The 13,404-nt window shown below is 49.0% G+C and carries 11 protein-coding genes; all 11 read right to left on the minus strand.

All coding sequences use genetic code 11. From position 1 onward, the window contains the following. Positions 1-47 precede the first annotated feature (47 nt). The 11 genes from rpsO to PGL02S_RS03465 all read right to left on the minus strand — a co-directional run bounded on the left by rpsO (position 48) and on the right by PGL02S_RS03465 (position 13,211). A complete protein-coding gene (rpsO, locus tag PGL02S_RS03415; RefSeq protein ID WP_006211281.1) occupies positions 48-317 on the minus strand; it encodes a 30S ribosomal protein S15 in 270 nt (89 codons plus the stop codon). Positions 318-481: 164 nt separating this feature from the next. Then, entirely contained in the window at positions 482-1,435 is a 954-nt protein-coding gene (locus PGL02S_RS03420; protein WP_006211282.1) for a bifunctional riboflavin kinase/FAD synthetase, read from the minus strand. Positions 1,436-1,470: 35 nt separating this feature from the next. Beyond that, a complete protein-coding gene (gene truB / locus PGL02S_RS03425) occupies positions 1,471-2,382 on the minus strand; it encodes a tRNA pseudouridine(55) synthase TruB (protein WP_036642098.1) in 912 nt (303 codons plus the stop codon). Beyond that, the gene (locus PGL02S_RS03430) at positions 2,379-3,356 is read right to left on the minus strand and encodes a DHH family phosphoesterase (protein ID WP_036642095.1); all 978 of its coding nucleotides are present in this window, start codon (positions 3,354-3,356) and stop codon (positions 2,379-2,381) included. The genes truB and PGL02S_RS03430 overlap by 4 nt, the downstream gene beginning before the upstream one ends. An 83-nt stretch (positions 3,357-3,439) precedes the next feature. Beyond that, positions 3,440-3,793, minus strand: a complete 354-nt coding sequence (gene rbfA, locus PGL02S_RS03435; RefSeq protein ID WP_006211285.1) for a 30S ribosome-binding factor RbfA — start codon at positions 3,791-3,793, stop codon at positions 3,440-3,442. 18 nt (positions 3,794-3,811) lie between these two features. Continuing rightward, positions 3,812-6,478, minus strand: coding sequence for a translation initiation factor IF-2 (gene infB / locus PGL02S_RS03440; protein WP_036642094.1), 2,667 nt, complete (start codon positions 6,476-6,478; stop codon positions 3,812-3,814). After that, positions 6,471-6,794, minus strand: coding sequence for a L7Ae/L30e/S12e/Gadd45 family ribosomal protein (locus PGL02S_RS03445; protein ID WP_172964039.1), 324 nt, complete (start codon positions 6,792-6,794; stop codon positions 6,471-6,473). Before PGL02S_RS03445 ends, infB begins: the two co-directional genes overlap by 8 nt. Beyond that, positions 6,787-7,098, minus strand: a complete 312-nt coding sequence (gene rnpM, locus PGL02S_RS03450; RefSeq protein WP_006211289.1) for an RNase P modulator RnpM — start codon at positions 7,096-7,098, stop codon at positions 6,787-6,789. Before rnpM ends, PGL02S_RS03445 begins: the two co-directional genes overlap by 8 nt. Positions 7,099-7,123: 25 nt before the next feature. Beyond that, on the minus strand, positions 7,124-8,221 hold the full coding sequence (gene nusA / locus PGL02S_RS03455) for a transcription termination factor NusA (protein ID WP_006211290.1): 1,098 nt from the start codon (positions 8,219-8,221) through the stop codon (positions 7,124-7,126). Between the two features lie 32 nt (positions 8,222-8,253). Beyond that, positions 8,254-8,715: a ribosome maturation factor RimP gene (rimP, locus tag PGL02S_RS03460; protein WP_006211291.1), complete on the minus strand. Its 462-nt coding sequence runs from the start codon at positions 8,713-8,715 to the stop codon at positions 8,254-8,256. Between the two features lie 179 nt (positions 8,716-8,894). After that, entirely contained in the window at positions 8,895-13,211 is a 4,317-nt protein-coding gene (locus tag PGL02S_RS03465) for a PolC-type DNA polymerase III (RefSeq protein ID WP_036642443.1), read from the minus strand. Positions 13,212-13,404: the final 193 nt, after the last annotated feature.

The following is a 13,404-nucleotide window of genomic DNA, read 5'->3' on the forward strand; positions in this document are numbered from 1 at the left end:
GAAGGACAGTGGACAACCAGGCTGTTTTCGGCACATCTTATGGATGATTAGCGACGCAATCCAAGCTTCTCGATCAAAGCACTGTAACGTTTAACATCCTTGTTTTTCAAGTATGCAAGCAACTTACGGCGTTGGCCGACCATTTTCAACAATCCACGACGGGAATGATGATCCTTCTTGTGCGTACGCAAGTGGTCAGTCAAGTTCGTAATGTTTTCCGTTAGGATAGCGATTTGCACTTCTGGGGATCCTGTATCGGACTCATGAGTTTTGTGCTCGTCAATCAGTTGTTGTTTACGTTCTTGAGTCAATGCCATCCTGTTCACCTCCCTCATTATAATCGCCATTGGCCCAGGTACCGACGGTGAGATCGAACATCCAAGCCAAGGTTAATATTGCCCACACTCCGGGCAACCTCTAAGAGTATAGCATACTTTACCTGAAAAAGAAAATCAGTTCAGTACAATTTGTCCCAAATCGTTTATTCGCTGACATTCAATATTCTTCGGGCTTCAACCGCATCCCTCTGAATCCATTCTACAAGCTCTTGAACCGATTCGAATTTATGCTCCTTGCGGATATATTGAACAATATCCACCGTCATGATTTGATCATATAGATCCCCTTCAAAATCAAACAGATGCACCTCGAAGATGGGCTCCGTGATTCCTTCATGGAAGGTTGGCTTCACACCGATGTTCATCACGCCCGGAATCCAGTTGTCATGCTTATTGGTCCGCGCCCGGACTGCGTAAACGCCTAACGCCGGTACAACGTAAGGATCCGTCAATTCCAGGTTAGCAGTTGGAAAACCGATCTTTCTTCCCCGCTTTTCCCCATGAATGACACTGCCCCGGATCCGGTAATTCCGTCCGAACCAACGGTTAGCATCCGACAGCTGTCCCGTTTTCAGTGCGATCCGAATAGATGAACTTCCGACCTTCTCCCCATCGACCAAAAATGGCGGAACCGTAACGACAGTCATTCTGCCTTCACCAAGCTCCTGAAGTTTGACTGCGTCGCCAGCGCCTTTATGACCAAAACGGAAATCAAATCCGACAACCGCCGTTTGAAGATTTAAGGGCAATAACATCTCTTCAACAAAGGTTTCCGGACTCACTTGGGAAAATTCTTTATTGAACTCAACAATGTACAGAATATCAATGCCCATCTCTTCAAGCAGCTGCTGCTTATCGGGCTGGGGCGTAAGATACCCCTCGTAGCTCCCTTTACCAATCACGTCTTTTGGATGAGGGTAAAAGGTAATGAGTGCAGCTGGTACTCCATTGTCCCGCGCAATATTCACAGCGGTTGAAAGCACGCTGGCATGCCCCAGATGAAGACCGTCAAACTGACCAATTGCGGCAACCTTCGGCTCGGCTGCTTCATGCGCTATTTCAGCAGATACAGGATAAGATAAAGAAACAATTCTCATGATTTCTCACCTCCACTCACTAAATCCAGTCATACTTAGGAAAATACTTTCACCGGAACGATAGCCCCTGTTTCCTCCTGGCGCTTATAGATTCCCAGAAAGTTTCCCTTTATATCGTACAAGCGAATAGGCTCCGAACTGTCGACAGCCGGCTCCACCGCTCTCGAAGACAATCGTTGTCCCTGCAATGCAGCTTCCGTTTTCTCTTCAGACACGGTATGCTCCGGCAGATTGTGAATCGCTTGGTCCACGGGAATAAGCCTCGTATGCAGCGTTCCTTCCTTCATGAACTGCTCAATCTGCTCCAGAGTCAAGCACTGCTGCTCCGTGATTCCTGCCGACACCGTACGTTCCAGCTTGACCATGACCGAAGGCAGGCCGAGCTTTCGTCCAATATCTACGCAAAGCGTACGGATGTATGTACCTTTGGAGCACAGCACTCGAAATGAAATGTCCGTGTACTCGCCCTCAGCATCAAAATCCGTCATTTCGATTTCATGAATCGTTACGGTACGACTCTTGCGTTCCACGGTCTTTCCTTCTCTGGCAAGTTCGTATAACCGTTTGCCATTGATCTTGACAGCCGAATACATAGGGGGGACTTGAGAGATTGGGCCCATAAAAGATTGCAGCGCTTCAATGGCTTCATTCTTCGTTACATGAACTTCATCTGCCGTTTCTGTCACACTTCCGGTAATATCCTCTGTGTCCGTCGAATATCCCAGCCGGAGAACCGCATGGTACTCCTTAGGCAGTTCCTGCAAGTATTCCACAACCCGTGTTGCTCTGCCAAGACATAACGGAAGCACCCCCGTTACTTCGGGGTCCAGCGTACCTGTATGTCCAATCCGCTTCATCCGGAGGATTCCCCGGACTTTGGCTACCACATCATGAGATGTCCAACCTGCGGGTTTATGAACGGCCAAAATGCCTTCTAATTGCATCATAACTTTAATTTCACCTGCTCTACCACTCTTGGAATGATGTCATGAAGTTCGCCCTCGACGCTGCAGCCTGCTGCCCGTACGTGGCCGCCTCCGCCGAAAACCTGCGCCAATGCAGCTACATCAACTTTTCCGGCTGAACGCAAGCTTACCTTGACCACTCCGGACTTCAGAGATTTAAACAGGATTCCAACTTCGACTCCCTGAATGTTTCGGGGATAATTGACGATGCCCTCAAGGTCTTCGCTGACAGCACCGCATATTTCCATATGCTCAGGGGTTACGTTTACCCATGCTATTTTGCCATCATCCGATAAACTTAACGTATTTAACGCCTGAACCAAAACCTTCATCTGCGGAAGCGTCATTTCTTCCAATAAAGTTTCCGCAATTTCCGGTCCATTCACCCCATAGGACAACAGATCAGACGCAATACTCATTACCTTGGGCGATGTATTGGAATAACGGAACCCGCCTGTATCCGTCAACAAACCCGTATAAATGGCCGTTGCAATCTCGGCATCCCAATTCACATCAAACAAATTCAGCAGATCATACAGGATTTCCGCGGTTGCAGCAGCCTCTGGCACCACAAGGTTGATTGCCCCATACCGATCATTGGTTGGATGATGGTCGATATTTACGATGCTTGCATGATCCGCAAATACCTTTTGAGTATAGCCTACTCTAGCAAAATCCGCACAGTCCACACAAATGACATGCGAGAATGTTCTTCCTGGCTGTTGTTCGGACAGATTCAGGATGTCTTCCGCGTGCCACAGGGCTCTCATGCGCTTCGGAATGGGTCCCTCGTTGATCATGGTGAATTTCTTGCCCAGACATGAGAGAAGCCAGCCCACCGCAAGGGTGGAACTGACTGCATCTCCGTCGGGCTGAACATGCGACACAACCAAATAATCATCGTGCTCCAACAGGTATGACTTCACCTGCTGCAGCTCTTGTTCATAGGTCTGCATTCGCCCTCTCCTTTATAAAAACCACGTGTATCGACGAACTTTCCATAACCAGACCGCGATTAGTGATCGTAAATCAAATCACTCTATTTCTCTTCACGATCAACAATTTCGGTAAGCAGCTTCTCAATGTGGCTGCCATACGCGATGGAATCATCGAATTTGAAGATCAGCTCTGGCACATGCCGGAGACGAATTCGCTTGCCTAGCTCTGAACGGAGAAAGCCGCTTGCCTTCTCCAGACCTTTCAAGGAAGCTGCCTTCTGTTCATCGTCGCCGAGTACGCTCAGGTAGATCTTCGCTTGAGACAGGTCATTTGTTACATCAACACCGGTCACTGTGATAAAACCGATTCTTGGGTCTTTCATTTCCGTTTGGATCAGTTGGCTGAGCTCTTTTTTAATCTGCTCGCCTACGCGCCCAGTTCTGATTTTTGCCATCTCTGATCACCTCATTCGTTAGCGCTCTACCGTCTCCATGATGAAGGCTTCGATGATGTCCCCTTCTTTGACGTCGCTATAGCTTACCAAGGTAATACCACACTCATAACCCTGTGCCACTTCTTTAGCGTCATCTTTAAAACGCTTGAGGGAATCGATCTTGCCTTCATGAACGACAATACCGTCACGGATCAAGCGAGCTTCTGCATTACGTGCAATTTTACCGGATGTCACCATACATCCAGCAATCGTACCCACTTTACTCACTTTAAAGGTGCTGCGGACTTCCGCATGACCGATCACGGCTTCTTTGTACTCCGGATCGAGCATCCCCTTCATAGCTTGCTCAATTTCCTCGATTACATTATATATTACACGGTGCAGACGAATATCAACCTTCTCCTGCTCTGCGGTTTGCTTCGCTTGAACGTCCGGACGAACGTTGAAGCCGATAACAATCGCGTTGGAGGCAGCTGCCAAAATAATATCGGATTCCGTGATCGCACCGGCACCGCTGTGGAGGATTTTGACGCGAACGCCTTCCACTTCGATTTTGTTCAAGGAACCTTTCAGTGCCTCAACAGAGCCTTGTACGTCACCTTTGATGATCACGTTAAGATCTTTGATCTCGCCGTCTTTAATGTGCTGGAATAGATCATCCAGCGTAACGCGGGTGTTCGTGTTCAGCTCGGATTGACGATGGGTAATCGAACGTTTATCAGCGATGTTACGAGCTTTACGCTCATCTTCAAACACCATAAACGGATCGCCGGCACCCGGAACTTCAGTCAAACCGGTAATTTCAACCGGCGTTGAAGGACCCGCTTCTTTTAAGCGACGGCCTTTGTCATTAACCATTGCACGAATACGTCCGAAGCAGTTGCCCGCTACAAACGCGTCTCCCACTTTAAGCGTACCATGCTGAACGAGAATACGTGCTACCGGGCCTCTGCCTTTATCCAGCTCAGCTTCAATAACGGTACCGCGCGCACGCTTGTCAGGATTTGCTTTGTATTCATTGACTTCCGCTACCAGAAGGATCATTTCAAGCAAGTCTTCCATACCCATGCGCTGTTTCGCCGAGACGTTAACAAAGATGGTATCTCCGCCCCACTCTTCAGGCACTAACTCATATTCCGTCAGCTCTTGTTTCACTTTATCCGGGTTGGCATCCGGCTTATCAATTTTGTTCACGGCAACGATGATTGGCAGTCCAGCTGCTTTCGCATGGTTAATAGCTTCCACCGTTTGAGGCATTACGCCGTCGTCCGCTGCCACCACAATAATGGTCATATCCGTTACTTGCGCACCACGTGCACGCATAGCTGTAAAGGCTTCGTGACCCGGTGTATCCAGGAACGTAATCTTCTTGTTGTTAATTTCAACTTGATAAGCACCGATATGCTGGGTAATGCCGCCAGCTTCGCCACCCGTTACGTTAGTTGAGCGGATTGCATCAAGCAGCGTTGTTTTACCGTGATCGACGTGACCCATGATCGTAACGACCGGTGGACGCTCTTTCAATTCTTCAGGAGTATCATTTTCTTCAACGGTCTCAAAACGATCTTCCTCAACCGGAATTTTCACTTCGACTTCAACACCAAACTCCCCAGCAAGCAGCAGAATGGTATCGATATCCAGCTCCTGGTTGATGGTGGCCATCACGCCGAGGAAAATCAGCTTCTTGATGACTTCGGAAGCGTCCTTATGAAGCAGCTTCGCCGTTTCACCGACGGTCATGTTGCCACGGACGATAATTTTCTTCGGCGTGTTGTCGATTTTCTCACGAGGCGGCTGCTGATTATACTGATTCCGGCCACGGTTGTTCTTCCCACCGCGATTGTTGCCACGGAATCCTCCCTGACGATTGTTGTCATCAAATCGCTTGGAATCTTGACGGTTGTTATTGTTGTTGTTGGTTCTGGAACCGCGGTTCTGGCTGTTATTGCTATTGTTGTTGGAGCTGGAAAAACCGCCACCGGTTCCACCCGGTTTGCTCTGTGGACGTGCTCCGCCTTGGTTGTTGCTTCCCTGCGGACGCGATCCAGTCTGATTACTGCCTTGCGGACGTGCACCCCCTTGACCTCCGCCCTGTGGACGTGAACCGGTCTGCGTGCTGCCTGCCGGTCTGGATGCTTGGCTACGATTGTTTTGCTGGACTCCTTGAGTGGAGCCAGACTGACTTCTTCGGGTATCCTGTCCTCCTTGGGGACGCTGGGAACCTGAAGCACTCTGGTTGTTTTGATTAGTTCTACTATTCATACCTACCTGCTTTTCCTGTTGTTTTTTGGGCTGGCTTTGACCTTGTTGTCCTGGTGCTCGCTGTCCTGAATTACGCATACCGTCCTGCCCATTACGGCTGCCTTCGGTACTTACATTAGAGGTGGTACCCTCTGATTTAATATTGGATACCGCTGCAGCCGGACTGGCTCCGGAAACCGAAGGTTTACGGTTCTCGTTTCGGGAAGATTCTGAACTATCCCGCTTGGCAGCAGCGTTGGATTTGATATCTTTGAAGAATTGTTCAACCTTGGACACCGTATCGTTCTCCATTACGCTCATATGATTATTGACCGGAATGTTTAAACGCTTAAGTATCGTAATAATTTCTTTACTGCTCATGTTCAACGATTTAGCATATTCGTACACTCGAAGTTTATTGTCTTTGTTTTCTTGTTTACTCAATATACTCCACCTCCGACATTGTCTCCATTTTCTTGGAGATCATTTCTGCGAATCCTTGATCCGTAACTGCCAGCACAACCCGCTCGGGTTTACCTACACTTGTGCCCAGACTTTCCCGGTCAAATCCGATTACCAGAGGGATTTTATAAGAACCGCATTTATCGCGGAACTTCTTTTTTGTATTATCTGAGGCGTCACCCGCCAGAATAACCAATTTTGCTTCAGAAGACCGGATGCCTTTGAGCACGATCTCATCTCCGGTAACCACCTTACCTGCCCTCATGGCCAGGCCGAGCTGAGAAAGCGCCCTATTCATCATCGGCAGCACTCTCTTTTGCAGCCAGGAATTCATCTTCAACCTTGATAAAATCCTGTGCCAACTGTTCATAGATCTCAGGTTTCACATGCTGTTTCAACGCTCGATCTAACGACTTATTTTTGTGTGCCAGCTTGAAGCAGGAAACTTTACCGCATAAATAAGCTCCCCGTCCCGACTTTTTGCCGGTGAGATCGATCAGGACGGCATCCTCAGGTGTCCTTACAATCCGGATAAGCTCTTTCTTCGGCATCATTTCCTGGCACGCTACACATTTGCGCAGTGGTATCTTTCTCTGTTTCAAGACGACAACCCCCCGTCACTTGGAATTAATCGACAGAGACGGAATCCTGGTGCATTTCACCAGATTGGGATTTCGGTCTGCCAAATTCCTGTTCCGCTTGACTTTCGCTCTTAATGTCAATCTTCCAGCCTGTCAGTTTCGCCGCAAGACGAGCATTCTGACCTTTGATTCCAATTGCAAGCGAAAGCTGATAATCCGGAACGATTACGCGTGCCATCTTCTCATCTTCAAATACCTGGACTTCAAGTACTTTGGATGGGCTGAGTGCATTGGCCACGTACTCTTCAACTTCTTCGGAATAGCGTACGATGTCAATTTTTTCGCCGCGAAGCTCATTAACAATCGTCTGTACGCGCATACCTTTCGGTCCTACGCATGAGCCTACCGGATCGACTTCGTCGTTACGGGAATACACCGCAATTTTGGATCGGAATCCAGCTTCACGTGCAACCGAGCGAATTTCAACCACGCCATCAAAGATTTCAGGCACTTCAAGCTCAAACAGGCGCTTCAACAGACCTGGATGCGTACGGGACAGCATAATCTGCGGACCCTTCGTTGTGTTCTCAACCTTGGTAATGTACGCCTTGATCCGGTCGCCATGCTTAAACTTCTCGTTCGGCATGAGCTCGGTCAGCGGCAGCGCAGCTTCAATCTTGCCAAGATCAATGTAGATGTTGCGCATATCCTGACGCTGCAGCGTACCGGTTACAATGTCGTCTTCCTTGTCAATAAAAGCGCTGTAGATCAGGCCGCGTTCGGCTTCTCTAATGCGCTGGGTGACAACTTGCTTTGCCGTTTGAGCTGCGATCCGTCCGAAATCGCGAGGCGTAACCTCGATTTCCGCTATATCTTCAATCTGAAAATGCGGATTGATTTCCCGGGCTGCATGCAGTGAAATTTCTGTCCGCGGATCCAGAACCTCGTCCACAATCAGCTTCCGTGCAAACACCTTGATGACGCCCGTGTTACGATTCATGTCAACGCGGACATTCTGTGCTGTGTTGAAATTGCGTTTGTAACTTGAGATCAGTGCCGCTTCAATGGCTTCAAACAGCACATCTTTGCTGATGCCCTTTTCTCTCTCCAACTCGTTCATCGCTTCAATAAAATCCATACTCATTGAAAATCGGTTCCCCCTTTCAAAACTTCCGTTTAAAAAATGATGGCCAATCTGGCACTGGCTACTTTTGCATATGGAATGACGTACTGCTTCTTGACGGTTTGAATGACAAGCTCCTCGTTATCAAAGGATTCCAGTTTGCCTTCAAACTCTTTCAATCCGTTAATCGGCTCGTATACGGTAACAAACACGTTCTTGCCAACAGACTTCGCAACATCCTCTTTCTTCTTCAGAGGACGTTCCGCGCCAGGAGAAGAGACTTCAAGAAAATAAGCTGTCGGAATCGGATCGTTCTCGTCCAGCTTCTGGCTCAAGTATTCACTGATCAAACCGCAATCGTCAATGTCAATGCCGCCGTCTTTGTCAACAAACACGCGCAGGAACCAGTTGCTTCCTTCCTTAACGTATTCCACATCTACCAGTTCAAAGCCGTGTTCATTCAAATACGGCTGCACCATTTCTTCCACAGTCGTTTTAATCTTTGATGTGCTCAAAGAACATAACCTCCAACTTCATTTCCTATATACCAAAGAGTAAAGAGTGGGTTGCCCCACTCTTTACACAACGGTTTTATCTCCATGATTACCAAAAAAATTATAACATAGTCTGGTAATAGTGACAAGTATGACTCCTTGACTGTCAAGGCGTCATGGCAATTAAAGAATGACAAGAATTAGAACAATGATAACTGATTACTCTCCGGCAGACCACGGAAGCAGCCCATCTGGGTTAACAGCTCCACCGCGGTTTTACTCGCCTTCGATTTTTGCTGGAAATCCTCAATGGAGAGGAACTCGCCGAATTCCCTCGCGGCGGCAATGTTGCGGGCCGCGTTATCCCCGATCCCCTGCAAGGCCGAGAATGGCGGAATGAGTGAATTTCCATCCACCTTGAATCTTAGCGCATCCGACTGATAGAGGTCGATATTCTTAAAGCTGAATCCCCTTGCGGTCATTTCCAGCGCCATCTCCAAAATCGGCAGCATTCCTTTTTCCTTCGGACTCGCTCCAAAACCCAGCTGCTCGATCTCTTCAATGCGCCGGTATATCGCTTCATAGCCCTGACAGCATAATTCAATGTCAAAATCCTCGGCACGTACCGAGAAGTACGTTGCGTAATATTCAATCGGATAATACAGCTTGAAGTAAGCCGTTCGCACCGCTGAAATAACATATGCGGCGGCGTGGGCTTTGGGGAACATGTACTGGATTTTAAGACAGGAATCAATGTACCACTGCGGCACTTTGCATCTCTTCATCTCGTCGATCCATTCCTGCGACAGCCCCCGGCCTTTACGCACGCTTTCCGTGATCTTAAATGCGAGGCTTGCGTCCATACCGGCCTTATAGATCAGAAATAACATGATATCGTCACGACAGCCGATTACGGTTTTGATGTTGCATGTGCCATTCTTGATTAACTCCTGGGCATTGCCAAGCCAAACGCCGGTCCCGTGGGACAGGCCCGAAATTTGCAATAAGTCGGCAAAACTCGATGGCTGGGATTCAACCAGCATCTGGCGAACGAATTTTGTCCCCATCTCCGGAACACCGAATGTAGCCACAGGCGAGCGTATTTGCTCTGGCCTTACACCCAGGGATTCCGTGGAGTTGAACATACTCATGACCTTCGGATCATTCATCGGAATGGTGGTTGGATCCACCCCGGTCAAATCCTGAAGCATTCTCATCATGGTCGGATCATCGTGACCGAGTATATCCAGCTTGAGAAGATTCGCCTCAAAGGCATGATAGTCAAAATGCGTTGTTTTCCACTCGGCGTTGACGTCGTCCGCCGGAAACTGCACAGGCGTTATCTCTTCCACCTCGATATAATCCGGTACAACAACAATCCCGCCGGGATGCTGACCCGTGCTCCGTTTAACGCCGGTACAGCCTGACGCAAGCCGGTTCAATTCCGCACCGCGCCAGCGCTTGTTGTTGTGCTCCTCATACTTCTTGGCAAAACCAAAAGCCGTCTTTTCTGCCACGGTACCGATGGTGCCGGCACGGAAGACGTTCTTCTCACCAAACATCTCCTTGGTGAAATTATGGGCAAGCGGCTGATATTCACCGGAGAAGTTCAAGTCAATATCGGGAACCTTGTCCCCTTTGAAACCGAGGAACGTTTCGAAAGGTATATCCTGTCCCTCGCCTTTCATCATGTTTCCGCACTCCGGACATGCTTTGTCGGGCAAATCGAAACCGCTCGGAACGCTGCCGTCCAGGAACCATTCGCTATGCTTGCAATCACTATTGATGCAAATATAATGAGCGGGGAGCGGGTTAACCTCGGATATGCCAAGGAATGTGGCAACAACGGAAGAGCCTACCGATCCCCGCGAGCCTACCAAATAGCCGTCCCGGTTCGATTTTTTAACCAGTTTCTCGGAAATCAGATAGTTCGCTGAGAAACCGTATTTGATAATCGGCTCCAGTTCTTTCTCCAGCCGCGCGACCACGACTTCAGGCAAGTTCTCCCCATAGATCGACTTGGCCGTATCGTAGCAAGTGTTACGAATCTCTTCATCCGCACCCTCAAGGATTGGAGTAAACAGTTTATCCGGGAATAACTCTAATTCTTCAAAGCGGTCCGCGAGCTCGTTCGTGTTAGTCACAACAACCTCATAACATTTGCTCTGACCCAAGAACTCGAATTCCTCCAGCATCTCTTCCGTGGTCCGGAAATGGGCATCCGGCTTGCGCAAATCCTTGAGCGGGCTGAAACCGGTAATGCCATGAATGGTAATATCCCGAAACAGCTTGTCCCGTGGTTCGAGATAATGCACATTCCCTGTAGCAATGACCGGCTTGTTCAGCTTCTCCCCGATGCGTACGATTTTGGAAATCGCCGTTTTAATCTCTTCGGGGCTGCCGACCAGTCCCTTATCCACGAGGTGCATGTACATCGTCAAAGGCTGAATCTCCAGAACATCGTAGAAATCTGCGATTTCTTCGGCCTCCTCCTCCGTCTTGTTCAGCACCGTTTCGAAGAACTCTCCCTTTTCACAGCCGGACAGCACGAGCAACCCATCCCGCATCTCTTGAAGTTTGGATTTAGGGATGCAGGGCACGCGCTTGAAATATTGGGTATGGGACATGGAGACCAGCTTGTACAGGTTTTTCTTGCCAGTCATGTTCAGTGCATAAATACCGCAGTGGAATGGACGCGTGTTGGACAGATCTGTCCCAACATAATCGTTAAGGCGGTCCAGGATTTTGACGCCTTTTGTTTTTTCCACATCGCCAAGCAGTCCGTTCAGAATCCCTGCCAGCGCAACTGTATCATCAATCGCACGGTGATGGCTCTCCAGTAGAACCTTATACTTGTCAGCCATGGTGTTAAGACGGTGATTCTTGAGTCCCGGATGCACAAGACGGGCCAGCTCCAGCGTATCCAGATACGGATTGTCCAGGGTATCCATGCCTGCATTCTTCAATGCTGCCTGAATGAAGCCCATATCAAATCGCGCATTATGCGCCACGAGCACGGCATCGCCTACGAAATCCACAAACTCTTTGAGCACCGGCTCCAGCTCGGGGGCATTCTTAACCATATCGTCATTGATGTTGGTCAATTGCTGGATGTGATACGGAATTCTCTCGTGCGGGTTCACAAAGGTAGCGTACCGGTCAATCTCTTTACCTTCGTTCATTTTAACGGCTGCAAGCTCGATGATTTTATTTGCGGTGATGGACAAACCAGTAGTCTCAATATCAAACACCACATAAGTCGCACTGCTGAGTTCAATCGGCTGTGCCTGTTCCACGATGTTGACGGCATCATTCACGACATTGGCCTCGATGCCGTACATCATTTTGATCCCGTGTTTCTTGGCATTCTTGGCTGCATCGGGATAACACTGAACACCGCCGTGATCGCTTACGGCAATGGCTTTATGGCCCCAACTGGCCGCTGTCTTGATATACCGGTCGATCGGCGTGACGGCATCCATGGTGCTCATCGTTGTGTGAAGGTGGAATTCCACCCGCTTCTCGGCTGCATTATCCTTCCGGCTCGGGGGAGAAGGCACCTCTCCCAGATCCGACGGAATCATAACAAGTTCCGGTACCTGCATGAAGCGGTCATATTCCACACGTCCGCGCGCCTTCACCCACTTGCCGTTTTCAAGCAGGCTCAATACCTTAAGTTCATCCTTCGTCTTGCCAAACATTTTCATTTGCAAGGAATCACTGAAATCTGTCAGATAGAATGTGAATAACGTACTGCCGTTGCGAAGCTCCTTACGATCCAATCCGAAGATGGTCCCCTGAATCGTAATTTTCTTCTCTTCGTCTTGGATATCCTGGAGCGGAACCGGCTGATCCTTGATATCATACCCGACCTGCAGCCGAACCGCGCCCTCTTCCTCATCCTCCGCATCCAGCTCAGCTTCCATGCTGCTCATGATCTGCTCGATGACCTCGCGCTCTTCCTCGCGCTTCTTCTGCTCGAACTCCTCATAAGCCGCCTGACCGTTATCTCCAACCTGCATTTTCACACGCAGCGTCAGATCAAAGTATTGTCCGAAGAAACGGGTAATGGCTGCATCGATCTGCTTCTTGCGGGCAAGCTCAAGTGACATGCCGTCCGACATGGAGAGAAGGACTTGTCCATCCTCCACCTCATGTTTGGCCCTTGTCATCCACCCATTCACCGAAGGAATTTCCCGATGGGCCCATTCCAAAAACAAACTCCAGTACTCTTGCACGATATCTGCTTCAGGAACGCTGCTCCCATACCGGAATACAAATTTGATCTTGGCGATATGGCTCATCTTCTCCTGAATCCTCAGACAGAATGTACGGTAGACCTCGGACGGAACCAAGGTGTCCTTAAGAACGGTTATTCTCCAGTCCTTGCTCGCCCGGCTTGTCTCTACTTGCTCAATCACGCCATCCAAAAAATAGGGTTCCACCAGATTGGCCGGAACTTCTCCCTGCTTCATCAGCAGTTCAAATCGCTTCCTTTTATCTTCTGTTGTGCCCATGGTTCCCTCCCCCTGCAATGCACAAAAACTATAAAAATTCTTCTCCCAGCATACATTCTCAGAAAAAAACAGAATAAAGCCTCCGCCGGCAGCACCCATTCGTCCTGCTCCAATAAAGAGAGCGTCCGCCATACTGCCATCCGGAAGCTTACTCCAGATGATGAACTCCGGGACTTGACGAAGGCCCTGCCTT

Source organism: Paenibacillus glucanolyticus NBRC 15330, from assembly GCF_004000885.1.
GTDB classification, from domain to species: Bacteria; Bacillota; Bacilli; order Paenibacillales; family Paenibacillaceae; genus Paenibacillus_AQ; species Paenibacillus_AQ glucanolyticus.

Coding starts and splice junctions, on each gene's coding strand:
- rbfA (WP_006211285.1), bottom strand. CDS start 3,793: ATGGCAAAAATCAGAACTGGGCGCGTAGGCGAGCAGATTAAAAAAGAG.
- PGL02S_RS03430 (WP_036642095.1), bottom strand. CDS start 3,356: ATGCAGACCTATGAACAAGAGCTGCAGCAGGTGAAGTCATACCTGTTG.
- PGL02S_RS03465 (WP_036642443.1), bottom strand. CDS start 13,211: ATGGGCACAACAGAAGATAAAAGGAAGCGATTTGAACTGCTGATGAAG.
- PGL02S_RS03445 (WP_172964039.1), bottom strand. CDS start 6,794: ATGAATAGGGCGCTTTCTCAGCTCGGCCTGGCCATGAGGGCAGGTAAG.
- rpsO (WP_006211281.1), bottom strand. CDS start 317: ATGGCATTGACTCAAGAACGTAAACAACAACTGATTGACGAGCACAAA.
- PGL02S_RS03420 (WP_006211282.1), bottom strand. CDS start 1,435: ATGAGAATTGTTTCTTTATCTTATCCTGTATCTGCTGAAATAGCGCAT.
- truB (WP_036642098.1), bottom strand. CDS start 2,382: ATGATGCAATTAGAAGGCATTTTGGCCGTTCATAAACCCGCAGGTTGG.
- nusA (WP_006211290.1), bottom strand. CDS start 8,221: ATGAGTATGGATTTTATTGAAGCGATGAACGAGTTGGAGAGAGAAAAG.